General features: G+C 69.2%; 20 protein-coding genes and 3 pseudogenes. 8 read left to right on the forward strand and 15 right to left on the reverse strand.

The features are described from left to right. Positions 1–84: 84 nt before the first annotated feature. Positions 85–837 carry a hypothetical protein gene (locus tag ACZ7LY_RS28455; protein ID WP_471627592.1) on the forward strand — a complete coding sequence of 251 codons (753 nt, stop codon included), beginning with the start codon at positions 85–87 and terminating at the stop codon, positions 835–837. A gap of 271 nt (positions 838–1,108) precedes the next feature. On the opposite strand, the gene ACZ7LY_RS28460 is transcribed toward ACZ7LY_RS28455, so the two are convergent. From ACZ7LY_RS28460 to ACZ7LY_RS28480, 5 genes are all read right to left on the reverse strand, one after another. Next, entirely contained in the window at positions 1,109–1,987 is an 879-nt protein-coding gene (locus tag ACZ7LY_RS28460) for an amino acid ABC transporter permease (protein ID WP_471627593.1), read from the reverse strand. Next, positions 1,984–2,628, reverse strand: coding sequence for an amino acid ABC transporter permease (locus ACZ7LY_RS28465; protein WP_471627594.1), 645 nt, complete (start codon positions 2,626–2,628; stop codon positions 1,984–1,986). The genes ACZ7LY_RS28460 and ACZ7LY_RS28465 overlap by 4 nt, the downstream gene beginning before the upstream one ends. An 11-nt stretch (positions 2,629–2,639) precedes the next feature. Then, complete coding sequence (locus ACZ7LY_RS28470) at positions 2,640–3,551, reverse strand: glutamate ABC transporter substrate-binding protein (protein ID WP_471627595.1); 912 nt, start codon at positions 3,549–3,551, stop codon at positions 2,640–2,642. Positions 3,552–3,571: 20 nt separating this feature from the next. Beyond that, complete coding sequence (locus ACZ7LY_RS28475) at positions 3,572–4,315, reverse strand: amino acid ABC transporter ATP-binding protein (RefSeq protein ID WP_471627596.1); 744 nt, start codon at positions 4,313–4,315, stop codon at positions 3,572–3,574. Positions 4,316–4,460: 145 nt separating this feature from the next. Next, complete coding sequence (locus tag ACZ7LY_RS28480; RefSeq protein ID WP_471627597.1) at positions 4,461–4,901, reverse strand: DUF6278 family protein; 441 nt, start codon at positions 4,899–4,901, stop codon at positions 4,461–4,463. Positions 4,902–5,099: 198 nt separating this feature from the next. Here ACZ7LY_RS28480 and ACZ7LY_RS28485 point away from each other — a divergent pair, with 198 nt between their 5' ends. Continuing rightward, complete coding sequence (locus tag ACZ7LY_RS28485) at positions 5,100–6,860, forward strand: SGNH/GDSL hydrolase family protein (protein WP_471627614.1); 1,761 nt, start codon at positions 5,100–5,102, stop codon at positions 6,858–6,860. Between the two features lie 23 nt (positions 6,861–6,883). On the opposite strand, the gene ACZ7LY_RS28490 is transcribed toward ACZ7LY_RS28485, so the two are convergent. Continuing rightward, positions 6,884–7,663 carry an exodeoxyribonuclease III gene (locus ACZ7LY_RS28490; protein ID WP_471627598.1) on the reverse strand — a complete coding sequence of 260 codons (780 nt, stop codon included), beginning with the start codon at positions 7,661–7,663 and terminating at the stop codon, positions 6,884–6,886. Positions 7,664–7,779: 116 nt separating this feature from the next. On the opposite strand from ACZ7LY_RS28490, the gene ACZ7LY_RS28495 reads away from it, so the two are divergent. After that, positions 7,780–8,367, forward strand: a complete 588-nt coding sequence (locus tag ACZ7LY_RS28495; RefSeq protein ID WP_471627599.1) for an isochorismatase family protein — start codon at positions 7,780–7,782, stop codon at positions 8,365–8,367. Here ACZ7LY_RS28495 and ACZ7LY_RS28500 read toward each other — a convergent pair. The 3 genes and pseudogenes from ACZ7LY_RS28500 to ACZ7LY_RS28510 form a co-directional block, all read right to left on the reverse strand. After that, positions 8,357–8,992, reverse strand: a complete 636-nt coding sequence (locus ACZ7LY_RS28500) for an MBL fold metallo-hydrolase (protein WP_471627600.1) — start codon at positions 8,990–8,992, stop codon at positions 8,357–8,359. The genes ACZ7LY_RS28495 and ACZ7LY_RS28500 overlap by 11 nt on opposite strands. Positions 8,993–9,577: 585 nt before the next feature. Further along, complete coding sequence (gene pcaDC / locus ACZ7LY_RS28505; RefSeq protein ID WP_471627601.1) at positions 9,578–10,876, reverse strand: bifunctional 3-oxoadipate enol-lactonase/4-carboxymuconolactone decarboxylase PcaDC; 1,299 nt, start codon at positions 10,874–10,876, stop codon at positions 9,578–9,580. A gap of 166 nt (positions 10,877–11,042) precedes the next feature. Beyond that, positions 11,043–11,355: pseudogene (locus tag ACZ7LY_RS28510) on the reverse strand (integrase core domain-containing protein); the annotation flags it as partial. Between the two features lie 380 nt (positions 11,356–11,735). Between ACZ7LY_RS28510 and ACZ7LY_RS28515 the strand changes: the two are divergent. Continuing rightward, entirely contained in the window at positions 11,736–12,248 is a 513-nt protein-coding gene (locus tag ACZ7LY_RS28515; protein ID WP_471627602.1) for a hypothetical protein, read from the forward strand. A gap of 704 nt (positions 12,249–12,952) precedes the next feature. On the opposite strand, the gene ACZ7LY_RS28520 is transcribed toward ACZ7LY_RS28515, so the two are convergent. The 4 genes and pseudogenes from ACZ7LY_RS28520 to ACZ7LY_RS28535 form a co-directional block, all read right to left on the reverse strand. Beyond that, positions 12,953–13,951 carry a terpene synthase family protein gene (locus ACZ7LY_RS28520; RefSeq protein ID WP_471627603.1) on the reverse strand — a complete coding sequence of 333 codons (999 nt, stop codon included), beginning with the start codon at positions 13,949–13,951 and terminating at the stop codon, positions 12,953–12,955. 112 nt (positions 13,952–14,063) lie between these two features. Then, a complete protein-coding gene (locus ACZ7LY_RS28525; RefSeq protein WP_471627604.1) occupies positions 14,064–14,612 on the reverse strand; it encodes an EF-hand domain-containing protein in 549 nt (182 codons plus the stop codon). 217 nt (positions 14,613–14,829) lie between these two features. Then, entirely contained in the window at positions 14,830–15,222 is a 393-nt protein-coding gene (locus ACZ7LY_RS28530; RefSeq protein WP_471627605.1) for a Tn3 family transposase, read from the reverse strand. Positions 15,223–16,248: 1,026 nt separating this feature from the next. Next, positions 16,249–16,678 (reverse strand): annotated as a pseudogene (locus ACZ7LY_RS28535) (transposase family protein); the annotation flags it as partial. 395 nt (positions 16,679–17,073) lie between these two features. Here ACZ7LY_RS28535 and ACZ7LY_RS28540 point away from each other — a divergent pair. Next, positions 17,074–17,676, forward strand: coding sequence for an ATP-binding protein (locus tag ACZ7LY_RS28540; RefSeq protein WP_471627615.1), 603 nt, complete (start codon positions 17,074–17,076; stop codon positions 17,674–17,676). Between the two features lie 857 nt (positions 17,677–18,533). Here ACZ7LY_RS28540 and ACZ7LY_RS28545 read toward each other — a convergent pair. Together ACZ7LY_RS28545 and ACZ7LY_RS28550 are read right to left on the reverse strand one after the other, a co-directional pair. Then, positions 18,534–18,671 (reverse strand): annotated as a pseudogene (locus ACZ7LY_RS28545) (IS110 family transposase); the annotation flags it as partial. A 1,053-nt stretch (positions 18,672–19,724) separates the two neighbouring features. Next, positions 19,725–20,510 (reverse strand): DeoR/GlpR family DNA-binding transcription regulator, encoded by a 786-nt coding sequence (locus ACZ7LY_RS28550; protein WP_471627606.1) that lies wholly within the window; start codon positions 20,508–20,510, stop codon positions 19,725–19,727. Positions 20,511–20,658: 148 nt separating this feature from the next. Between ACZ7LY_RS28550 and ACZ7LY_RS28555 the strand changes: the two genes are divergently transcribed. The 3 genes from ACZ7LY_RS28555 (at position 20,659) to ACZ7LY_RS28565 (ending at position 23,453) form a co-directional block, all read left to right on the forward strand. Continuing rightward, positions 20,659–21,306 (forward strand): bifunctional 4-hydroxy-2-oxoglutarate aldolase/2-dehydro-3-deoxy-phosphogluconate aldolase, encoded by a 648-nt coding sequence (locus ACZ7LY_RS28555; protein WP_471627607.1) that lies wholly within the window; start codon positions 20,659–20,661, stop codon positions 21,304–21,306. A 98-nt stretch (positions 21,307–21,404) separates the two neighbouring features. After that, positions 21,405–22,757 (forward strand): MFS transporter, encoded by a 1,353-nt coding sequence (locus ACZ7LY_RS28560; protein WP_471627608.1) that lies wholly within the window; start codon positions 21,405–21,407, stop codon positions 22,755–22,757. A 99-nt stretch (positions 22,758–22,856) separates the two neighbouring features. Next, the gene (locus tag ACZ7LY_RS28565) at positions 22,857–23,453 is read left to right on the forward strand and encodes a P-loop nucleotide/nucleoside kinase family protein (RefSeq protein WP_471627609.1); all 597 of its coding nucleotides are present in this window, start codon (positions 22,857–22,859) and stop codon (positions 23,451–23,453) included. Positions 23,454–23,548: the final 95 nt, after the last annotated feature.

Below are 23,548 nucleotides of genomic sequence, written 5' to 3' on the forward strand. Positions count from 1 at the left end.
GCGTAACTTGACTTCCGCCCGCCGTCAGGACCCCCTCGGTCCCCCGCGCGCCGCCGCGCGCCGTGCCCGCTAAAGTGCCCGCCCATGACTGACGACGTGCGCAACATCGTCCTCGGCCTCATAGCGGCGGGCATCAGCGCCGCGCTGGGCTGGCTCGGCCGTACCTACCTCTGGAAGCGCAGGCTCCGGCGCCGGCAGGCGTTCTTCGGGCTGCCCGACAACTCCGAGTCGCTGCTCGTGGTCAACCGGGACGCGGGCGGCCCCGAGCTGAGCGTCAAGCGCTACGACGTGTTCGCGCTCCTCGAACTGTCGGCGATCATCAAGGACTGCGGGGCGCACGCCCAGATCGTCGCCCACGACACGGCCCGCCAGGGCTTCGGCGAGCGCACGGAGTTCTGCGTCGGCGGCCCCGCCTCCAACCGGCGGATGGCGGCGCACATGATGAGCCTGCTGCCCGGGGTGCGGGTCAACACCGACGCCGAGCCGGGCCCGGACCGGGGCGCGTTCCAGATCGGCCCCGAGCGCTACCGGCTTGAGCCGGGGCGCACGGAGTACGTGCTGCTGGCCAGGCTGACGGCCGGGGACGTGCCGGACGCGCGGCCGGTGTTCCTCTTCTGCGGGCAGTTGCCGATCACGAACCAGGCGGCGACCCGCTATCTGGCCCGCCACCACGAGCGCCTGGCGCGCAAGCACGGCAGGAACGCGTTCGTGCTGCTGCTGAAGGTCGTCAACTCGGGCGCGTACGGGCCGGACGTCGTGGAGCTGGTCGCGGACGTGACCCGGGCCGCGCAGGCGCCGCTCCCCGCCCCGGCCCGCACCTCGCACCGCGCGCCCTGATAGCAGACGGAAGTAGCAGACATAAGTAATAGACGTAGTCGGAGTCGGAGTCGTCGGGAGCACAGGGCCGTACACACCCCCGGAAACCAAGGAGAGCGGTGCCCCTGTCGCGTACGAGTGCGACAAGGGCCCGCTCGGCCTCGGCAAGCAGGCACACCCCGCCCGTCACGCGCACAGCTGACCTTCTCCCCGCGGACGCGAGAAGTGATCTCCGGCTGTGGCAGGGCGGTGGCGGCCCATGCTCTGTGTGGCTACCGCCTCCCCCACGCTCTCATGGAGCGGGAGGGACCCCCGGCAGCAGCGTCCCTGGTTCGGCCGGGGCGACTGCCGCGGCGTCGGTCTTGGGATTGCGCCGCTGGCGCTTGGACACCCACTGGGCGAACCACGACAGCAGCATGCACATCCCGATGTAGATCGGCGAGATCACCATCACCACGGGGATGAAGGGCAAATCGTAGTCGAGGTTCGACGCGATGAGCTTCCCGGCGTGGAGGAACTCCTCGTAGGTGATGAGAAAGCCGAGCGAGGTGTCCTTGAGGGCGACGACCAGTTGACTGATGATGGCCGGCAGCATGGCCCGTACCGCCTGCGGGACGAGCACATGGGTCATGACCTGCGTCTTGCGCATCCCGAGCGCGAACGCGGCCTCGCGCTGCCCGCGTTCCACTGAGTTGACGCCGGAGCGGAACACCTCGGCGAGCACCGAGCCGTTGTAGAGGGTGAGACCGGCGACGAGCGCGGGCAGCGGCTCGACCTTGAGGGCCACGTAGATGAAGAAGATCATCACGAGGACCGGCATGGCGCGGAAGAACTCGACGCACAAGGTGGCCAGCCAGCGCACGGGCCGGTGGTCGGAGAGCCGGCCGACGGCGAGGAGCGTGCCGAGGACCAGCGAGAGGACGGCGGCGAGGGCGAACGCCTTGAGCGTGTTGCCGAGCCCGCGCAGCAGCAGTTCCTGGATGCCCTTGTACTCGAAGGGCATCCACTTGGTGTAGGTGAACTGGTCGGTGTCGAACAGCAGATACACGACCCAGCCGACCAGGGCGAGGACGGCGAGCGTGGAGAGCACGCCGTAGAGGCGGTGCCTGCGTTCGGTGCGCGGTCCGGGGACGTCGTAGAGCGCTGTGGCGCTGTGGTCGAAGGCTTTCATCGGGCGACTCCCCAGCGCTTCTCCAGGAAGGTGAACAGGGCGCTGATCGCAAGCGTGATGACGAGGTAGCCGAGCGCGATCCAGACGAACGTCCAGACGATGTTGTAGCCGAGTTCGCTGAGCGTCTTGTACGTGCCGAGCAGTTCGACCACGCTGAACGCGCCCGCGATGGCGGAGTTCTTGGCGAGGGCGATGAGCGTGGAGCCCACCGGCGAAATCACCGACCGGAACGCCTGCGGCAGGATGACGGTCGTCAGGGTCTGCCCGAACGTCATGCCGAGGGTGCGGGCGGCCTCGCCCTGCCCCTTGGGCACGGTGTTGATGCCCGCGCGCAGCGCCTCGCAGATGAACGCCGAGGTGTAGCAGCCGAGCGCGAGCACGGCGAACACCTTGAACGGCAGGACGAGTCCGAAGCGCGGCAGCCCGAGCAGCACCGCGAAGAACAGCAGGGTCAGCGGTGTGTTGCGCAGGACGGTGACCCAGGCGGTGCCGAAGGCGCGGAAGGAGCCGACGGGCGCCACCCGGAACGACGCCATGAGGAAGCCGAGCACGAGGGCGAGCAGCGAGGCGTAGACGGTGAGTTCCACGGTGCCGAGGAAGCCCTTGCCGTACGTCGAGAGGTTGTCGGTCAGTACGTTCACGGTGCGCCTCCTCAGCTCGCCGGGTAGCGGTCGATGGCGGGCGGGGCGGGGGCCGGGACGCCGGACAGGCCGAGCGTCGCCGCGTACGCCTTCTTCCAGTCGCCGTCGGCCTCGCGCTGCTTGAGGGCGTCGTCGACGGCGAACCGCAGCGCGTTGTCGGACTTCGGTACGCCGATGCCGTACGGCTCCTTGGAGAAGGGCTTGCCGACGAGCTTGAGTTCGTCGGGGACCTTGGCCGCGTAGCCGAGGAGGATGGCGTCGTCGGTGGTGACGGCGTCGACCTGGTAGCTCAGGAGGTTGTCGACGCAGATGGAGTAGGTGTCGTAGGCGACGAGATCGGCCTTCGGGTAGTCCTGCTGGATGCGCTGGTAGGGGGTCGAGCCCGACGCGGAGCAGACGCGCTTGCCGGCGAGGTCGGCGGGCCCGTGGATGTCCTTCTCGTCGTGGCGTACGAGCAGGCCCTGACCGGCCATGTAGTAGGGGCCGCCGAAGCCGACGAGCTTCTTGCGGTTGTCGTTGATGGTGTAGGTGCCGACGTAGTAGTCGATCTGGCCGTTCTGCAGCGCCGTCTCGCGGTTGGCGGAGGCGATGGTGCGGAAGCGGATACGGTGCGGGTCGAGGCCGAGGGAGGCGGAGACCATCTTGGCGATCTCGATGTCGAACCCGGAGTAGACGCCGTCGGCCGGGTTCTTCTCGCCGAGGTAGGGCTGGTCCTCCTTGGCGCCGACGACGAAGTAGCCCCGGTCGTGGGCGCTCTTCCAGGTGGGCGAGGCGGGCAGGGAGAACCCTCGGTCGACGCGGTAGTCGGGGAGCCGGTCGGCCGAGGGCCCCTTGACGGGCGGGCTGCCCTCCTTGCCGCAGGCGGTGGCGGCGAGGGCCGTCACGAGGAGCGCGGCGAGCAGCCGCAGCGACTTGGCGATCATGTGGTGCTGCACTCCCCCGCTCAGTGCTTGAGGATCTTGGAGAGGAAGTCGCGGGCGCGTTCGCTCTCGGGGCGGGTGAAGAAGTCCTCGGGCGCGCGGTCCTCGACGATCCTGCCGTCCGCCATGAAGACGACGCGGTCGGCGGCGGTGCGGGCGAAGCCCATCTCGTGGGTGACGACGACCATCGTCATGCCGTCGTGGGCGAGTTGCCGCATGACCTCCAGGACCTCGTTGATCATCTCGGGGTCGAGGGCGGAGGTCGGCTCGTCGAACAGGAGGGCCTTGGGGTCCATGGCGAGCGCGCGGGCGATGGCGACGCGCTGCTGCTGGCCGCCGGAGAGCTGCGCGGGGAACTTGTCGGCGTGGGCGGCGAGTCCGACGCGGTCGAGGAGTTCGCGGGAGCGCTCGTCGGACTCGTCCTTCTTGCGCTTGCGGACCTTGACCTGGGCCAGCGAGACGTTCTGGAGGACCGTGCGGTGGGCGAAGAGGTTGAAGGACTGGAAGACCATGCCCACCTCGGCGCGCAGCCGGGCGAGTTCCTTGCCCTCGGCGGGCAGCGGTTTCCCGTCGAGCAGAATCGATCCGGACTGGATGGTCTCCAGCCGGTTGATCGTCCGGCAGAGCGTCGATTTGCCCGACCCCGAAGGGCCGATGACCACCACCACCTCCCCCTTGCCGACGGTGAGGTCGATGTCCTTGAGGACATGCAGCTCACCGTAGTACTTGTTCACGTCACGCAGCTCGATCAACGGATCGACGGCCATGGCAGTCCCTGCCCACTTTCCGGCTGTGTCGGTCCGCGCAAACTATCCACGTAGATATGGGACTTAACAGACGACACGCACTTATGGGCATTAACCGTATTTCCGGTTCACCTGCCGTTCGGTACGGGGATGCCGGCGGCGGCGTTCACGACTCGGCGGCCTCCGCGTAGAACTGGGAGAGTTCGGGAGCGCCGCTCGCCGCCCATTCAAGCCCCGCCGCCACGACGTCCACCTCGCGCCCGGACGCGAGCAGGACGACCGGGCGGCCGTCGGGCCGGATCAGCCAGGTCGCGCCGCGCACCCGGCGCACCATGACCGTGCCGAGGTAGAGGCCCGCGTCGTTGCCGAGCCACAGCAGCGTCTCCTCGTCCTCCCGCCAGCGCGGCACCAACTGATCAAGGGCCTCCAACGACCGTACGGAGTCGTCGAGTTCGACGCCCGCGTCCTCGGCCTGGGCGCGCAACAGCTCACATTCCGACAGCAGTTCGGCCACGCCCTCGGCGTCGGCGTCCTGCGGGGCGCGCACGGCGAGTGCCTGCGCTCCGCCCTGTCTCTTGGGCCGATTGCCCATGAAAGGGATCTTCATCCCGACAGCGTCGCATCCGTCCCCCCGGGTGCACCACAGGCGCGCGGACGGGTGTTCACGGCGACTTCCCGCCGTGTCGCCCCACGCGTCATTGACGTGTCCCCTGCCCCTTCCTACGTTCATGGCCCGTCCGTCCCACCTGCCGCACCACGAAGGGAGCCGGCCGTGCGCCGACGTACCTGGGCGACCGCTGTCGCCATGACGCTCTGCGCGGGGGTCACGCCCGTCGCCGCCGCGCACGCGGCACCGGCGCGACCGCTGCCGGCCCCGCATTCGCATCCGCTTCCGCTGGAGCGGCTGTTCGACAACCGCGCGGTCAGCGCCGACGACGCGCCCGCGGGCGCCGACTTCGACGGCGCGGGCGGCTCCCTGTCGGCGCGCGACCTGACGGCGGCCGGCTGGACTCCCGGCGGTGCGCTGACAGTTGAGGGCGCCCGCTTCGTCTGGCCGCGCACGGCGGGCCGCGCCCCGGACAACGTGCGGGCCGACGGGCAGCGGGTGCGGCTGCGCGGGCACGGCGACGCGCTCGCGTTCCTCGTCGCGGGCACCGGCGGCGACGCCTCGGGCACCGGCTCGGTGACGTACGCGGACGGCTCGCGCTCCTCGTACACGCTGACCGCGCCGGACTGGCGCACCGGCCCGCTCGCCACGAAGGCCGTCGCGCTGCCGCACCGCAACACCCCGGACGCCCAACTCGCCGAGCGGACACGGCTGTACGCGGTGACGGTGCCGCTGCGCGCGGGGCGGCAGGTCACCTCCGTACGACTGCCGGACGCGCCGGGCGGCGGGCGCGCACTGCACGTGTTCGCGCTCGCGGTACGGCCCTCCTCGGCGGGCTGGTCGGGGACGTGGGCGGCGTCCAGCGGCGGGTACGCGGCGGTCGGCCCCTGGACGGACCGCACCGTGCGGCTCGTCGTGCGCACCAGCCGGGGCGGCCCCCGCGTCCGGGCGCGCCTGGACAACACGTTCGCCTCGGCGCCGGTACGGCTCGGCGGTGCGACGGTCGCGGTACGGGAGGCGGGGGCGGGGGCGCGGGGCCGGCCGGTGCCGCTCACGTTCGGCGGGGGGCGCGGGGTGCGGATCGCGGCCGGGGCGCAGGCGTTCAGCGATCCGCTGGACTGCGCCGTACCGGCCGGAGCGGACCTCCTCGTCAGCTTCCATCTGCCGGGCCCGGTGACCGCCGCGCCCGTGCACAGCCAGGCCCTGCAACGCTCGTACGTGAGCGAGCCGGGCGACCACGCCGGGGAGGCGGGCGGCGCCGCCTATACGTCGACCCTCGCGTACTGGCCGCTGCTGACCGGGGTGGACGTCGGCGGCGGGCCCGGGTCGGTGGTGCTGCTCGGCGACTCGATCACCGACGGCGTCAAGTCGACGCAGGACGCGAACCGGCGCTGGCCGGACGTGCTCGCGGCGCGGCTGCTCGGCCAGCGCCGCGTGCCGCGCCTCGGCGTGCTGAACGCGGGGATCTCGGCCAACAAGGTGGCGGGCGACCGCTATCCGGGCGACGGCGTCTCCACCGACACGGGCGGGGTGAGCGCGCTGCACCGCCTGGACCGGGACGTGTTCGCGCAGACGTCGGCGCGGACGGTGGTCGTCTTCCAGGGGATCAACGACCTGCGCTGGGGCGCGCCCGCCGGGGAGGTCGTCGCGGGGCTGCGGCAGATCGCGGCGCGTGCGCACGCGCGGGGGCTGCGGGTGGTCGGGGCGACGCTCACGCCATGCGCGGGCGAGGCGCTGTGCACGGCCGCCGCCGACAGCGAGCGCGAGGCGGTCAACGCCTTTGTGCGCGGCCCCGGTTCGGGCTTCGACGCCGTCCTTGACTTCGACGCGGTGCTGCGCGACCCGGCGGACCCGGCGCGGCTGCGGCCCGAACTGGACAGCGGGGACCATCTGCACCCTGGGGACGCGGGCCTGCGGGCGCTGGCCCGGTCGGTGGACCTGCGCCTGCTGGCACCCTGACCCGCGCTCCCCGGGCGGCGGTGCTACAGGTCGAGGTCGACGACGACCGGGGCGTGGTCCGAGGCGCCCTTGCCCTTGCGCTCCTCGCGGTCGACGTAGGCGTCCTTGACCGCCCCGGCGAACGCCTCGTTCCCGTAGACCAGGTCGATGCGCATGCCGCGGTTCTTCGGGAAGCCGAGCTGGCGGTAGTCCCAGTACGTGAAGGGGTGGTCGTACTTGAGGGGGCGCGGCACGACATCGCTCAGGCCGGTCTCGCGCAGCGCGGCGAGGGCGTCGCGCTCGGCCGGGGTGACGTGCGTGGCGCCCTCGAACAGGGAGATGTCCCAGACGTCGTCGTCGGTCGGTGCCACGTTGTAGTCGCCCAGGACGGCGAAGGGGCGGCCGCCCGCCGCGTCCCCGGCGACGGCGGCCTTCAGCGCCTCGAACCACTGGAGCTTGTACGCGTAGTGCGGGTGGCCGACCTCTCGCCCGTTCGGCACGTAGACCGACCAGACGCGGGCGGGGCCGCAGGTCGCGGAGATCGCGCGGGGCTCCTGGACGCCCTCGTAACCGGGGTCGCCGGGCAGGCCCTTGACGACGTCCTCCAGGCCGACGCGGGAGAGCAGCGCCACCCCGTTCCACCGGCCGTCCGCGTTGACCGCCGACTCGTAGCCCAGCTCGCGCAGCGCGTCGGCCGGGAACTGCTCCGCCGTGCACTTGGTCTCCTGGATGCACAGCACGTCCGTGCCGCTGCTCTCCAGCCAGGCCAGCAGGCGCGGCAGCCGCGCGGTGATCGAGTTCACGTTCCAGGTAGCAATGCGCATGTCTCACAACGTACCGGGTGGGTGTGACAACGGGCCGCGAGCCGGACCCGCACACCGGGGCCGGGATAGACAGGCAACCTTGCAAGTTTTCCTGTCGGGCGGGTAGCGTGCGGAGCATGAGCATCCGCACCCCTCTCGACGCGCGCCCGGCGCTCGTCCTCATCGACCTCCAGAACGGCATCCTCGGCCTGCCGACCGTCCACCCCGCCGCCGAGGTGCTGGGCAACGCGGCCCGGCTCGCCGACGCCTTCCGCGCCAAGGGCCTGCCGGTGGTACGGGTGCGCGTGACGTGGTCGCCCGACGGCGGCGACCTGCCGGTGGGCCGCACCGAGGCGCAGGGCATGAAGCAGGCGCCGCCGGCCGCGTTCGCCGAGTTCCCGGACGAGCTGGGGCCGCTCGGCGACGACATCGTGATCACCAAGCGGCACTGGGGCGCGTTCACCGGCACCGAGCTGGACCTGCAACTGCGCCGGCGCGGGGTCACCCAGATCGTCCTCGGCGGCATCTCCACGTCCATCGGCGTCGAGTCCACCGCCCGCTCCGCCTTCGAGCTGAGCTACCACCTCGCCGTGGTCTCGGACGCGACGACCGACACGGACGCCGCCTCCCACGAGCACACCTTCACCAAGATCTTCCCGCGCCTCGCGGAGATCGGCACGACGGACGAGATCCTCGGCCTCCTCGCGGACGTCCCTACAGCGTGACGGCGTCGCCGGGCGTCAGCCGCAGATGCTCGGCACCGCCCAGCTCTCCGATCTGCCGGTCGTAGATCGGCCGCGCCAGGTCGGTGAGCAGCGCGTCGTGGATGTCGTACGCGCGGCGCGGCCGCACTTCCCGTACGTAGTCGATGACCTCGGAGATCTTGTTCCAGGGCGCCATCACCGGCAGCATCAGCGTGTCCACGGCGTGGTCGGGGACGGTGAGCGCGTCGCCGGGGTGGAAGACGGCGCCGTCGTCGACGAGGTAGCCGACGTTCGTGATGCGGGGGATGTCCGGGTGGATGACGGCGTGCAGCTCGCCGTGGACCTGGACCTCGAAACCGGCGGCGTCGAACGTGTCGCCGTGCCCGACCGTGTGTACGCGGCCGGGGAACGCGGCGGAGAGCTGCTCCGCGACCGACTTCAGCGTGTAGATCACCGCCCCCGGATTCGCCTCCAGCGCGGCTCGCAGGCGGCCCTCGTCGAAGTGGTCGGGGTGTTCATGCGTCACGAGGACGGCGTCGGCGCCGAGCGCGGCGTCCGGTTCGGAGAACCCGCCCGGATCGATGACGAGCGTCCGCCCGTCCTTCTCCAGCCGGACGCAGGAGTGAGACTTCTTCGTGAACTTCATACCCCCATCCTGCCCCGACGCCACGCTCCGCAGGTTCCGAGGACGGGGGGGCAGCGGCGCCTGACGGGCACGGGTTGGCAGCCCCGCTCCTCAATCGCCGGAGAGGCTGGGAGTTGGCACTGAGGTCTTCGTCCTCGACTCGCGTCGTGGCTGGTCGCGCAGTTCCCCGCGCCCCTGGAGGGGCGACTACGTCGCACCCTCCCCCCTGGGGGTAGCGGGGCTTCGCCCCTGGGAAGCAGGGGCGAAGCCCCGCTCCTCAAAGGGGAAGCTGCACGAAGTGCACGCTTCAGGGGCGCGGGGAACTGCGCGAGAAGCCCCACGCACCCGCAGTCAACAACGCACGTCAGTGCCCCGAAGGGGCGCGAGGAACTGCGCGACCAGCCCCCACCGGGCCGCAGGTAACCACGCACAGGTCCGCCCCGACAGGGGCGCGGGGAACTGCGCAACCTGTACTGCAAGCAGCCTCCGCTGGAGAACTCCCAAGGGGCGCGGGGAACTGCGCGGTCAGCCACCCACCGGCCCGCAGGTGACTGGCACCCCAAAGCCCCGGCAATCCAACCACCCGGGATACGAAAATCCCCGCCCCTACTCCGGAGGAGTCGTCTCCGCCCGAATAACCCCCTGCGCCACCCGAAACGCCGCATGCGCCGCAGGCACCCCGCAATAAACCCCGGCCTGAAGCAAAACCTCCTTGATCTCCGCGGCGGTCAGCCCGTTCCGCAAGGCCGCCCGCGTATGCACCGCCAGCTCCTCCAGATGCCCGCCCGCGACAAGCGCCGTCAACGTGACACTGGACCGCATCCGCCGATCGAGCCCGGGCCGCGCCCAGATCTCCCCCCACGCGTACCGCGTGATGAACTCCTGGAAGTCCCCGGAGAAGTCGTCGGCGGTGGCGAGCGCGGCGTCGACATGCGCGTCCCCCAGCACCTCCCGCCGCGTCGTGAGCCCCACGTCATGCGGATCGGGCCGGACGGCCGCCTCCGGCTGCGACTGCGCGGCCGTGATCTCCCCGACCGGAGCGACGGGCGGCGGCACGGGCGCGGGCGCGGCGGCGGGCTTGGCCGGGGCCGGCGGCACGGGGTGCTGCCCGGTGTCGTAGCCCGGCAGCCAGGCCGAGAAGAAGTGACGTACGAGCAGGTCGGTGACAGCGGCGGGCTGCTCGACCGGCGCGAGATGGGAGGCGCCGGGGACGACGGCGAGCCGCGCGTCGGGTATCCCGGCGACGAGGGTGCGGGCCTCGGCGGGCCCGGTGACCTGGTCCTCGGAGCCGACGAGGACGAGCGTCGGCACGCTGATCGCACCCAGCTCGGCCCGGATGTCGAATGCGGCCAGCGCCTCGCACGCGGCGATGTAGCAGCCCGGGTCGGTCGTACGGACCATCTGCACGGCCCAGTCGGTGATGGCGGGCTGCGCGGCGGCGAAGCCGGGCGTGAACCAGCGCTCGGGCGACGTACGGGCGATGGGGTCGAGGCCGTTGCTGCGGACGATGACACCGCGCTGGCGGAACTCGTCGGCGGTCCCGAAGCGCGGCGAGGCGGCGATCACGGCGAGGGAGGCGACGCGCTGCGGATGGCGCAACGCCAGTTCGGCGCCGACCGCGCCGCCGAGCGAGCAGCCCGCGTAGCCGAAGCGCTGCACGCCGATGCCGTCCAGGGTCGCCAACAGCCGCTCGGCCAGCTCGCCCACGGACCCGGCGGGATGCGCGGGCGCGCCCCCGTGCCCGGGCAGGTCGAACCGGAAAACCCTCCACTGCTTGGCCAACTCGGGAACCTGCCGGTCCCACATGTGCCACGTCGTGCCGAGTGAGGGTCCGAGGACCAGGACGGGGGCGTCTTCCGGCCCGTCGAAGCGGTATTGCAGGGTGTCCTTCGGTGTCTCGCTCACCCGCCCGACCCTCTCATCTGTCGCAAGCTGTCACATCGCCGGGGTGTCCGTAGCCGGGTCCCACCCCGAACCGGCACGCCCGCACCGGCGGACGAGTGTATAGACCCCGCACCGGGATGCGTGACTGTCTCGGCAAGGGCTCCACGAGTCCGACTCCAGTTGCCCCCTAGGTGTATTGACCCGCAGGGTTGTTCACACGGCTGATCGGTGGCTGGCCGCCGAGTGCGGTGTGGCAGCGGTGGTGGTTGTAGGTGTGCAGGAAGTCTGCCAGGTCGGCGGTGCGTTCGTCGTTGCTGGTGTAGGGCCGCAGGTAGGCCCACTCGTCGAGCAGGGTGCGGTTGAAGCGTTCGACCTTGCCATTGGTCTGCGGCCGGTAGATGCGGGTGAGCTTGCCGGCCGCGCCGAGGTCAGCGAGTGCCTGCCGGCCAGGCGAAGCTCTTGCGGTAGGGCCAGGCGTTGTCCGTCAGGACGCGCTCGATCGGGGCCGAGGCACAGGGGGGCAAGACCGGCATTCGCGCGCCCTGAGTAACCGGGCATGGGGCAACAGAAGTGGTGGCTGGACGACCCCCTGACCTGCCTGCGCAAGGTGCGACACCGGGGGACATAACTCCGCCCGGCCTCCCACCCCGCGGCGGGTGCGGGTAGGGGGCCGGCCCGTCATGGCCTGTCCGGTATCTGGAGGCTGCGATCGCTGCGCTCCGCGCCGAGGAAGTTGAAGGATGAACGTCCCGGTGCTCGGGACTTCAGCAGGTGCCGATATCTGGGGTCCGACAGATAATTGATTTTGAGAGCATCATATTTTGGAAATTGGGTGAACCCCGTGGCCACGGCCCACTCCCCCCGCACTTACGCGTCTCCCGTGCTCGACAGCGGACCGATCGTCCGCAGCGGTACTGCTCGCGCCTTCCTGGCCGCGCTACGCATCCTGGTCGCCTGGACGTTCCTATGGCCGTTCCTCGACAAGCTGTTCGGCCTGGGCTTTTCCACCAAGTCGCAGGCCTCGGTCCTCAACGGCGGCTCACCCACAGAGGGGTTCCTGCTGCACGGCACCCAGGGACCATTCGCCCACGTCCTCGACGGCGTGGCGGGGGCGCCCTGGTTGGATGCGCTGTTCATGACGGGGCTGCTGGGCATCGGTCTCGCCTATCTGCTGGGCATCGGGATGCGTATTGCCGCAGTGTCGTGCACCGTGATGATGGCCTTCATGTACCTGGTCAGCCTGTGGCCGGCCGCCAACCCGGTCACCGACAGCCACTGGATGATCGCTCTGGCCGGCCTCTCCGTCACAGCCGCAGGGGCGGGCAGCTATTTCGGCCTCGGCCGCGTCTGGCAGTCCCTGCCGATCGTGCAGAAGCACCGCTGGTTGATCTGACCGGTTAACGCCCCCTCACCCAGTCCGCGCTACCCGGCATGGGGCCCGGCATCGCCGCCGGACCCCATGCGTGTGCGATCGCCGCGAAGGGCTCGCTGCATAGCGAGAGATATCGTCGAGCGAGTCATCAACAAGATCTAGCAGTTCCAAGCCGGTGCCACCCGTTAAGGCCGATACGTCTACCACGGCACCGTGGCGGTCGGCGCCCTCCTTGTCTGGCTGCTCATATCAAGGAGGCACCCCTGGGGCCTGTAACGGCGCTTGACGTGACTGGTGGCCGGTGCTCCAGGAGTGTGGTGTGTCGGTGATGTCCGTCGGGTGACAGTAGGTTGGGTGGGCGTGACAGCCTGGCGTCGACTGCAAGTGGACATCTGTCTGGCCCCGCCTGTATGCAGCTCTACTGGACGCTGGTGAAGGAAGCAGGCCATGCATGCCTGAACCACATCCAGCGAATGCTGAACCTGATCGACAACGCCCAACTTGACGTGGCGCGACCCATATATGCCAGAAGCCTGCCACGGGATGATCTTGAGGGGGCGGGCGATTGCCCGCTGGGTGTCCCCACGAAGGCATTGACTCGGTTGTCGTGCTCGCGTCGGGCCTTGTGCTGTGCCGGGACGACCACGGCCGTCTAGGACCAAGGCGCGAGCGGGGGCTGGGACGACCGGGGTGTCCTGCACCGGCGTGGTGTCACGTCTTTTCCGTTATCGGTGCCCAGTTGTCTGCTCCGGGGGTGTGTAGCGGGCTGAGGTGAGCGTCCAGTCCAGATGTGCGCGGGGGAAGGCCAGCAGCCCGCAGGCGACCCGGCTGAGGTTGCCTTCGGTGGCCCGGCCGAGGCCGCGCCGGGCGCATAGTGCGGGCAAGTCGAGAGCGGCGTGCTGGAGCTGGGCACAGCGTCGGCTGATCTGGTCGCGCACCCACGCGGTGGCCTGTTGGCGGCTTTGCCCGGTGTTGTGGGCCACGGTCAGAACGTAGTTGAGGGGGTCGCCGTGCGCGTCGTCCTTGGACACCGAGATCAGGTCGTTGCACCACGCGGTGACGTCGCTGGAACCGCTCACCAGGGTCTGCCAGGTGGCGCTGCGGTATACCGCCGGGGGTACGGGGCAGTGCAGCACCACTTCGGCCAGGTCGAACAGAAAGGGGGCGTTGGACCGGCGGCGCAGTGCCGGGTATTGCCGCAGGGCCGGGTAGGTCTTGGTGGCGCGGTGGCGGGCCTCCTGGCGGCATGCGGCGCGATGTCGGCGGAGGTGGCCGATGAACCGCGCTTGCCAGCCAGGGCTGGTTTGTTGGATCGTCTGGCGCCACAGGTCCGCCAGTGCTCGCTGCACTGCCGAGTCCCGAGCCGGGGGATGACCGGGGCTAGTCAGGATAGTGAGCAAGCCCCGGTAGAGGTGGTGCGCGGTTCGGGGATCAGCCCCAGCCGCGCCGTCGTCGAGAAGGTCGTCGATGACGAATGCCCATGCGTACCACTTGCCGAACAAGGCGGCGTCGTCGATCGAGGCATCGGAGAAGGTGTGCGCCGCCAACCAGCCGTACCGGGCGGCGCGGAGCCGAGCAGCCGCGCCCTGCCCAGCCGCGAGCCCGTTCTCCAGCGCCCATCCGTCCACGGCCGCTTCGATCTGTTCCTGCTCTCGGTTGGCCCGACACGGCCTGGCCAGGATCGCGACGTGGTCGACCAGCGGTTCCAACTGCCGGGCGTCCAAGCCGGCGCTTTCCGCGGCACTACAGGCAGAACCGGCTATGGCGCCCATCCGGCCAAGGGCGGCACGACTCGTCGCGGCCGCAGAAGTGGTGGACTGTGGTGCGGTCATGGGACTACAGCGGGCCATGCAGCAGATTGCCGGGAGCATCGGGATCCCCGCTGGTATAGAAGTCCCGGATCGCCGTCAACAGTTCGTGGACATCCAGGGTATTGCTGCCGTCGCGGTCCAGGGCATTGAAGGCGGCCTGACTGGCAGAGGGGCCAGTGCCGAACGCAGCATGGAAACGAGCGAATTCCTCGCGGCTCAGTACCCCGTCGCCGTCGGTGTCGCACAACCGCATGACGGCCTCGGCGGCTGGTTGGAACACCGGGTCGTAGCTCGGTCCGCTGATGAACGCGCCGTCCATACCCCGATGGTATTCCTCGGGCGACAGGCGTCCGTCGCGATCAGTGTCCATGACCTCGATGAGCGCATCCCAGATCCGGTCAAAGGAGTCCAGCACGTCCCGGCCTTTCACCGATCCCGGGCCCTCACCGAAACCGATGATCAGACGCGCTCCCAACGCCTGGACATCGCTGTGCTCGACATATCCGTTGCCGTCCACGTCCATCTGCGCGAAGGACCGGTCGATTTTGCGGGTCTGTACAGTGTTCAAACTCATGATCCTCCTCATCACAGCAGTGGTCGAGACCGACTACTGAGTGCTGGTGGCGGCGCCCCCGCCCGCGAAGGCCGGGGAGGCCACGATGAGATCCTCCATCCTCCCCTCTGGTGAAGCCGCTCCACCGCTCGTGACACGCGAGGCGTTGACGATGTTGTGCTGCGAGTCACTGCTGAACCTCGCGTGGAGGAGGCGGCCTTGGAAGCTACGTCGATGATCACCGCGTCAACCTTGCCGCCTGTGTGCGTGGGGTTGAGGCGTTCTTCGGCGCGCTTCGCTGCTGGCGCCCGTTGGTCGTCCGCACTGACGCTCCGATAGCTTGCGCGCGCCAGGTCCTCGGGATGTGCAGGGCAGAGGGCAAGAACACCGCGTACCAGAGGTACTGGACGGTGCGGATCACGCGGCCGACGTCACGGAAGGCGACGTACGTGCCGTTCCTCTGCGACCCGGAGCACAGACGCTTGAGGAGCAGGGAGAAGGAGAGGGCATCCGCACGTACGAAGACGGCAACCCGCATCAGGTGCCGGACCCGGGACTCGGTCAGGTCGAATTCAAGAACATGCTTGACCGGCTCACCGAGCAGGACAGCTTTCAGCTGACTTCGGCACACCCATTCGAGTGCTTACACCATTTGACGCACCACCTGCATCCACTACTTATCGTTAACCCGGCATGTCCGATTCCATGCTCGTCTCAGTGCATTACACTCCGTCCGGCGCTTCAGCCGGTTTCCACCTGGAGTTGCACGCCGAACCCGGATCCCGCCTCAACGTCCACCTTGGCACCCCTGCATGTCCGCTGAGCTCAGCGGGAGCCCCGTCCATGCCGCAGCCCCAGCCGCCCGACTGGGATCGATCCGGTTATTCCGCCGACTATGCGCCTACCTCCGAGCCCGGATTCCGCACGGACCCGCAAGCCCCCGCCAGAATCCAGTACAGGCTCCCTCAGGTCTAAACGACGAGCACATTTACGCACTATGGTTCCACGCCAGGGTGTATATAACGACAGTCATAGCGGTCACAACATATGGCGTGCGCCCTTTTATACAGTCGACGCAAGCGGGGACTGAGTTAATCGAACTATCGCAAGGTGGTGGAGGTGAGAGAGTGAGTGACACACCGACATCGCGCTCCGCGCCGACTCAATCTGCACCTTTCAGGGCCGGGATCACTGAGATGCGCGGGTGAGGGCCATGAGGGTATGGAAATCAGAGCGGACTGGGAAGTCGAAAGGCAGGGGACGGGGCCCGGTCTGGTCTGACGGCGCGGAAAAGTGCCCCGCGTCGTCCTGGCGATCCAGTAGGTGGGCGGTCGCCGCCATGGCCACGTGTGGCAGGCAGTTGGCGGGCGGCGACAGGCTGGGCCGGTGCGGTAGACGGGGCGTCGCTGTCGTCGTCGGGGGCGCGGCCCCACCCTCCGCCTGCGTGCTGGGTGGTCGTCAGGCGGCGGACTGCGCGGGCAGTCACGGCGGCGATGCGGTCCAGGGCGACCCGCTCATGTCGAGGTCGAAGACGTCGCCGCCGAGCCAGGTGAGGAAGTCACCGTCACGTCCCGCAGATGCGTGACGTCGTTCAGCAGCACGTCGCGAGGGGTTGCGCCCTCGCGCCGCTCTCGCAGCCACTCAGTGAGCGTTTCCAGCGTTGCCTCTCCAGGGTGAGGACGGCCCTGGCGATTGACGTCATGCGGTTCGGGGTGCATCGCGATCTGCGGAAGATCCGCCAGGACTTGAGTCGTGCCATGCCGCGTTCGACGGGTGCCGGGGATGGGCCAGTGCCCGGTTGACGGTCCGTTCTGTGGGGGTCAGCTGCCCACGGGGCGGGCGTCTGCGGCCGGCCAGGATGGGGATGCCCTGGCGTTCCCAGGTCCGGATGATGCGGTGGATGCGGGCGGCGGTCAGATCGTGGCAGCGGCCCGGCAGAGCCGGTGTGATCCAAAGCCTTGGCCGAAGGGATCTGTCACAACCTGCACGTTCACGCCATGGCGGCGATGCTTGTGGGAGTAGTCGGCTTTCCCGTCGCCCACCCGGTCGCACTCGGCGAGCGTCCCGTCGAGCAGGACGTACTGCGGGCTGGCATCACACCCAACCGGTTGAAGGCGAACCTGGGTCACGGTCAAGTCCAGGACCAGCTCACTGCCTGCAGCCCGAGCGAAGGTCAACACGTCTCTCAGCGTCCGCTACCGCAGGCCGCGATGGTCGGGAGTCGCTACACAGCTCAGATGGGAGGGCGCGAACTTCCGCAATTGCTCCGGGACGGTGGAGCGGTCTACGCCGAAGAGCAGACCCAGCGCCGCGCGTGGCCCGTCGCCGGCACAGACGGATCAGCGCCGCTACCGAGGGCGGAGGCTGCGGAAGAACTCGGTAGAGGGGGTGTCGCGGCGGCCTCCGGGCGCGATGGCGGCGAACTGCACCGTCGCGTCCGAGTCCTGGCGCAGGTGATGCAGCAGGTGCACGAAGCGCCGGGCTGAAGCGGTCGCGGACCCCTTCGTCCGCTGGCTCCGCGGTCAAGCCACCGACTTCGACTTCGCAGCCCGGCGTCGACGAGAAGCTCATCCGCGACCTGGCCACCCTGCGGTTTCTCGACACCTCCAACGTTCTGCTCGTCGGCCCGCCCGGCGTCGGCAAGACCATGCTGGCCGTCGCACTCGCCCGCTCCGCTGTCGACGCCGGCCACCGCGTCTACTTCACCACCGCCGCCGAGCTTGCGGCGAAATGCCATAAGGCCGCGGTCGAAGGACGCTGGTCGACCATCATGCGAGTCTTCGCAGGCCCTCGACTCCTGGTGATCGATGAACTGGGCTATCTGCCATTGCTTGGTGATGGTGCGTCAGCCCTGTTCCAGGTGATCAACCAGAGATATCTGAAGTCGAGCACCATTTTGAAGACGAATGGCGGCATTGCCGATTGGGCAGGCGCCTTCGGCGATGCCACCGTCGCGGCGGCGATGGTCGACCGTCTTCTGGACCGGGCTGCCGTGGTCGGCATCGACGGACCGTCCTACCGCCTGCGTTCGCACCAGGCTCACTCCGACAACCTCCGCAAGGGAGTGACCGGACGTGCTGGTTGAACTCCGAGACTGCCCAATCTGCTGGACGCTGTTCCAGGTCAACCCGCAGGCAGCGGCACGGCATACCTACTGCTCACCCCGCTGCAAGGCGGAGGCCGCACGCCGCCGCAAACGCGAACGCACGGATGCGGACGAGGACGTCCAAACCGAGCCCACTGAGACCTCGTTGCCCGTGACGCCGCTGACGCCGACTGCCGTTCGCAGCTGTCCTCACTGCAACAAGCCGGTCACCATGCTCGCCCTCCTGGCCACCCCTGAAGCCGCCCGGCCCACCATCCCCACGTCAAGTCCGGACGTGATTCCCATGCGAAGAAGCTGATCACCTCGGCAAAGAAATGGGAGCGAGGCATCATCCCTATTCGGTAGTCTTCAACGGGAAAGGACGTGACGGTGGCATTGGTGAAGAAGGGGTCTCGGCCCATAACAGTCGACGGCATCCCCTATCGCTGGAGAATCCGGCGACGGCCGACCTACAGCCAGGCCCTCGTCTGGTCTCCTCTGCGCTACGCGGTCGAGCACGCGGAGTCACCGGGCAGTACCCTGGTGGTCACGACCAATCAGCCCCATCCGAGCAACTGGGTGCTCGAGGCAGCAGCATCTATCCTCCCTTCGGCCGTCGCTGAGAGCATCCGCACGGCAATCGGCAACGGATGGGCACCCGAGGAACCCGGCTCGCCCTTCCACCTCGACCGATCGGCAGGCTTTAGCTCTTCCAACTGACCAGCAGACACGAAGGACTCACCGACCTGTGATCGGTGAGTCCTTCTGCTTTCCGCTCATCCGATTCCCCAGTTGGTTCACTCCGTGAACCAACTGGGGCGAAGATCAGCACTGGGGAAAATTCGAGATCGGCGTCACCGCGGGGCCTTGGGCCGGATCGCCTCAACCAGCCTGCGCTGGCCTGCCTTTCGCAGAGTCCTGGGCGAGCCATGACGTTCCAGCAACCAGGTCACGGCCGGGTGGTCGAGCCGTGGGCCCAGGACGCGTTTGAGCGACCAGTTGTTCAGCCTGCGGCCGAAGTGCTCGGTGTCGAGGTAGCCCTGCTCGCGGGTCTGCTCCGGCGTCGCATAGAGCGGGGTGAGCAGGCCGATGAGGATCCGGGCGAGGTAGGAAGCGTCCCGGCCGGCTGTGGTCAGCCGACTACTTTCCTCGTCTGGGTCCAGGCTGTCGGAAGTCAGGTCGGTGACTGATTGAAATCCGTGGTCGCGGCAGTAGTCCGCCAGACCCTGGATCTGGGTGAGTTCCCAGCGCCTGCCCGATCCACGGGCGTGGACGAACAGTCCCCACTGCATCTCGGCTCTCAGGAGCGAGTGCAGGCCGCGGAGGTTGATCTGACCCGGTCGGGATATTGGTGCTGTTCTTGAGCACCACCGCCGGAAGTCCGATTCGTTGTCGTAGGCGACCGGCACTGGCGAACCGACCCGCCCGTAGCGGTTGCCTGCGCTGGCAGCACGGCCCCGCTCGGCTGTCCCTCTCTGCGATAGCGGCGGTGGCGCCGGTAGCAGAGCCCCAGGGGTGATTCCGCCAGGTCAGGGCAGACCACGGCTTGCAGCGTCCGCATCCGGGGCGGGGCAGTTGCTTGGCCAGCCAGGTGTCGAAGTCGGCGGCGTCGCCGTGCCGGTCGCGGTGGTGATACCAGCTGAACTGGTGGTGGTTCACAACTCCACAGCGAAGTGGCGTGACGGCCGCTCGGGGCAGAGCCGGCACCGTCGCTCGCGCAGTTCCTCGCCGTGTCCGACCAGGTCGGCGGTGCGTAGGAAGTCCGCCCGGGACTGCTCAGCGCGCAGCCGCCGCCATGCAACTTCGTGGGTGCCGCAGAGATCTCCCCCGGCCTGCCCTCGGCCGCTCGCAATCGGTGACCAGGCAGACCCATCGGTAGACAGGGTGGTCCGGTGGGATCTCGACGATCTTCGAGCGGAACACTGGATCGAAGGACGGCGAGTTGACCAGCGCGGTCATGATCTCGAAAAAACCGTCTCGGTGACAGTCTCGCGAACGGCAGTGCTATGCGCGGACGTCGCCGCGCCTCCGCTCGCCAAAGGTCCTGGTCAGGCCCGGATCACCTTCGGCCCCTCCTCCGCGATGCGGTTGCCCACTTCCTCGGCCAGCCCCGCGTCCGTGACGACCACGTCGAGGCCCGAAAGATCAGTGACCTTGAACCGTTCGGCCGCGCCCCACTTCGTACTGTCCGCGAGCAGCACGACTGAGGCGGACACCTCGATGACACGCTGCTTCAGCAGGACGCGGCCGGTGGAGGGGCTGGTCACGCCATGTCTCAAGTCCCAGGCGCTGGCGCTGAGAAAGGCCAGGTCGACCACGAGCGAGTCGATGGCGCGGGCCGCGAACAGACCGACGCCCGAGCCGGTCGTGGGGTCGACCTCGCCGCCGGTGTGGACGGTGCGCACGGACGGTACTTCGCACAGGGCCAGCACGATGTGCGCGTCGTTGGTGACGACGGTCAGGCCGGTGCGCTCCACGAGGAAGGGCACCACGGACTGGCAGGTCGTACCGGCGTCGAGGTAGACGACCATGCCGTCCTCCACGAGCGCGGCGGCCCGCCCGGCGATGGCCTGCTTGTACGGCAGTGCGAGGGAGGCACGCGAGGCGCGTTCGCGCGGCGGTGCGTGACCGGCGCCCTCGACGAGTCGAACCCCGCCCTGGACGGAGACCACCTGCCCGCTCGACTCCAGTGCGGCGATGTCGCGGCGCACGGTCATGTGGGAGACGCCGAGGCGGGCGGTCAGGTCGCGGATGCCGAGCACCCCCCGACTGCGCAACAGACGCAGAAGTTCCCGCCGGCGCTGTTCCGGGATCAGTGGGGGCCTGCTGTTCACGGCCTGCGGCCTCCTTCACGGCACGACACATAACTTCACAGCCCTCTTGCGTATGGGACCTGAGCAGCAGCGTAACCGTGCGGCGTGGGCCATCAGAGGGCTTTGGTCCCGTGACGACACGTTAACCCACGTTCTAACGTGTGACTCCATGGGAGTAAAGTTTAAGGACCTCACATCCATCACCGACACCGGAGCACTGCTGATCGTGCGGCTGGAGAGCGCGGAGGAAGCCCTCGCCGTCTCCGAGGCCGCGATCGAGGGCGGCATACGCGCCCTGGAGATCACGCTTTCGGTGCCGGGCGCGCTCGACGTGATCGGCACGCTCGCCCGGCGCTACGCCGACGACCGCATCCTGGTCGGCGCGGGCACCGTGCTCGACGAGCACATGGCGCACGCCTGCGCGGCGGCCGGAGCGCGCCTCCTCGTCAGCCCCAACCTGAACCCCGCAATGCTGGCAGCGGCCAACCGCTACCAGGCCGTGACGGTCAGCGGTGCCTTCACGCCCACCGAGATCGTGGACACGATGCAGGCGGGTGCCGACTTCGTAAAGCTGTTCCCGGCGGAGTTCATGGGCCCGGCCTACGTACGCACGGTCAAGGCCCCCCTCCCGCAGGCCCCGCTCATGCCCGCGGGTGGTGTCAGCCCGGACAACGTCAAGGAGTGGTTCGACGCCGGCGTCAGCGCGGTCGGTGTGGGGAGCTCCGTCACCAAGGCCGCCCGCGCCGACGGCGACTACCGCAAGGTCACCAAGGCCGCCGAGACGATCCTCGCCGCCATCGCCGCAGCCCGCGCCTGATCTCGCACCCCGGTCTCTCCTGACCCGTTGTTATCGCAATCACTCCTCGCCCCGTCCCCTCTACCTCGGCAACTCCGTGGAGTTCAAAGGAGATCACCATGGCTCAGCAAGCCGCCGCGCCCCAGGCCCCCGCCGGCGACGGCCCCGACCGGCCTCCACAGGTCGACGCGCCCGCTCGCCGCCGCGCACTGCGCGTCCGCTGGCTCTTCGTCGCCCTGCTCGTCATCGGCGGTGTCATCAACTACCTGGACCGCTCCACGCTGAGCATTGCCAACACCACCGTGGCGAACGAATTCGGCCTCAGCTCCACGCAGATGGGCCTGCTCCTTTCGGCTTTCGCCTGGCCGTACGCCATCGCCAACCTCCCGGCCGGATACCTCGTCGACCGCTTCGGCCCCAAAAAGATGTACGCGTGGGCCGCCGGGGCCTGGTCGCTCGTCGCGATGGTCAGCGCCGCGGCGTCCAGCTTCGGCCTGCTGTACGCGGCCCGGGTCGCGCTCGGCATCGCCGAGTCGCCGTTCTTCACGGCGAGCCTGAAGGTCAACGAGCAGTGGTTCGCCAAGGACGAGCGGGCCGTGCCCGTCTCGGTCATCAACACCGGCTCGCAGATCGCCAACGCCATCGCTCCCCCGCTGCTGACCAGTCTGATGCTGCTTATCGGCTGGCGTGGGATGTTCGTGGTCATCGGTGCGCTCGGCATCGTCGTCATGCTGGTGTGGCTGCGCGTCTACCGCGACCCCGGCCTTCGCGAACGCGCTCTGATCGCGGGCGAGGAGGCCGCTGCCGCCCGCGCGGCCGACACGATCGCCGCCGAGGACGCCGGCCCGAAGCAGTCCGGCTGGGGCGCGCTGTTCCGGGAGCGCAACACCTACTTCATGATCATCGGGGCTTTCGGCATCTTCTACACGGTGTGGGTGTTCCTGACCTGGCTGCCCAGCTACCTGGAAACCTCGCGCGGCTTCAGCCTCGCCACCACGGGCTGGCTCTCGTCGCTGCCCTTCCTGTGCGGCATCGCCGGTGTCATGTTCGGCGGCTGGCTCTCCTCCCGGCTGATGCGCCGGGGCATGCCCACGGTCGCCGCCCGCAAGCTGCCGATCGTGAGCGGCGCGGTGCTCGCCGCAGCCGGCGTGCTCCCGGTCGCGTACGTCGACAACACCGCGCTGGCGATGGTGCTGCTGTGCCTGGGCTACTTCGCGGCCCAGGTGCCGATCGGCTGTCTGTGGACGCTCGCCGCCGACATCGCGCCCAAGCACCAGGTGGCCTCCCTCGGCGCGATCCAGAACTTCGGCGGCTTCCTCGGCGCCGCACTCGCGCCGATCGTCACCGGCGTGGTCCTGGACAAGACAGGGAACAACTACTCACTCGTGTTCCTGATCGGCGGTGTCCTGCTGCTTGTCGGCGGCGCCTCGTACCTGTTCTTCGTGAAGGAACGCACGGGGCAGGCCGCCTGAGCGGCGCTCCTCGGGAATGCGGGCGGCGGCCGCACCGGCCGCCGCCCCACCCCCGCCGTCCCCCTCTCCCCCCAAAGCCGAACAAGGAGCCCACCCGCCATGGACACCCCCCAGGTCCACTTCGTCGTGGGACCGGCAGGCTCGGGCAAGTCGAGCATCGCGCGACTGCTGGCCCGGGCAGTCGAAGCCGCGTACCTCGACAAGGACACCGCCTGCACCCCGCTGACCGAGGCCCTGCTGGCCGCACAGGGCACGGACCCGTCGGAACGCGATCACAACCCCTACTACCAGTCCGTCGTCATGGATCTGGAGTACGCGACGCTCCTGGCCCTGGCCGGGGACAACCTGCGCGCGGGCCGTCCGGTCGTCCTGGACGCCCCCTTCGGCCGCTACCTCCCCGACCCCGAGTACCTCCAGACCGTGGCCGCCCGCCACGACTGGCCGGTCGACACCGAAACCGTGATCGTCCGGGTAACGGTCGACAAGGAGGTCGCCCGCACTCGCGTAGCGGCCCGCGGCTACACCCGCGATCTGTCCAAACTCGCCGATTGGGACGCCTTCTGGACCAAGGCGTCCGCCACCGCGTGTCACTGGCGCGCCGACCGCTGCGTCACGTTCGACAACAGCACCGACGGCGTCACGACGGAGGACGTGGCACGGGCGGTGGCAGCGGGGCTCGACCCGAGCGATCAGTAGCATCGCTCCCGTCCCAGCCCACCCCCCTTCCTCTCCCTAGAAAAACAAACCCCCCTTCGGTAACAAAGGTGGTTGGAAGGGAACACCGCAGAGCC

The organism is Streptomyces sp. NPDC107550 (genome assembly GCF_055639095.1).

Coding starts and splice junctions, on each gene's coding strand:
- ACZ7LY_RS28455 (WP_471627592.1), top strand. CDS start 85: ATGACTGACGACGTGCGCAACATCGTCCTCGGCCTCATAGCGGCGGGC.
- ACZ7LY_RS28460 (WP_471627593.1), bottom strand. CDS start 1,987: ATGAAAGCCTTCGACCACAGCGCCACAGCGCTCTACGACGTCCCCGGA.
- ACZ7LY_RS28470 (WP_471627595.1), bottom strand. CDS start 3,551: ATGATCGCCAAGTCGCTGCGGCTGCTCGCCGCGCTCCTCGTGACGGCC.
- ACZ7LY_RS28475 (WP_471627596.1), bottom strand. CDS start 4,315: ATGGCCGTCGATCCGTTGATCGAGCTGCGTGACGTGAACAAGTACTAC.
- ACZ7LY_RS28480 (WP_471627597.1), bottom strand. CDS start 4,901: ATGAAGATCCCTTTCATGGGCAATCGGCCCAAGAGACAGGGCGGAGCG.
- ACZ7LY_RS28485 (WP_471627614.1), top strand. CDS start 5,100: ATGACGCTCTGCGCGGGGGTCACGCCCGTCGCCGCCGCGCACGCGGCA.
- ACZ7LY_RS28490 (WP_471627598.1), bottom strand. CDS start 7,663: ATGCGCATTGCTACCTGGAACGTGAACTCGATCACCGCGCGGCTGCCG.
- ACZ7LY_RS28495 (WP_471627599.1), top strand. CDS start 7,780: ATGAGCATCCGCACCCCTCTCGACGCGCGCCCGGCGCTCGTCCTCATC.
- ACZ7LY_RS28500 (WP_471627600.1), bottom strand. CDS start 8,992: ATGAAGTTCACGAAGAAGTCTCACTCCTGCGTCCGGCTGGAGAAGGAC.
- ACZ7LY_RS28525 (WP_471627604.1), bottom strand. CDS start 14,612: ATGAGTTTGAACACTGTACAGACCCGCAAAATCGACCGGTCCTTCGCG.
- ACZ7LY_RS28555 (WP_471627607.1), top strand. CDS start 20,659: ATGGGAGTAAAGTTTAAGGACCTCACATCCATCACCGACACCGGAGCA.
- ACZ7LY_RS28560 (WP_471627608.1), top strand. CDS start 21,405: ATGGCTCAGCAAGCCGCCGCGCCCCAGGCCCCCGCCGGCGACGGCCCC.
- ACZ7LY_RS28565 (WP_471627609.1), top strand. CDS start 22,857: ATGGACACCCCCCAGGTCCACTTCGTCGTGGGACCGGCAGGCTCGGGC.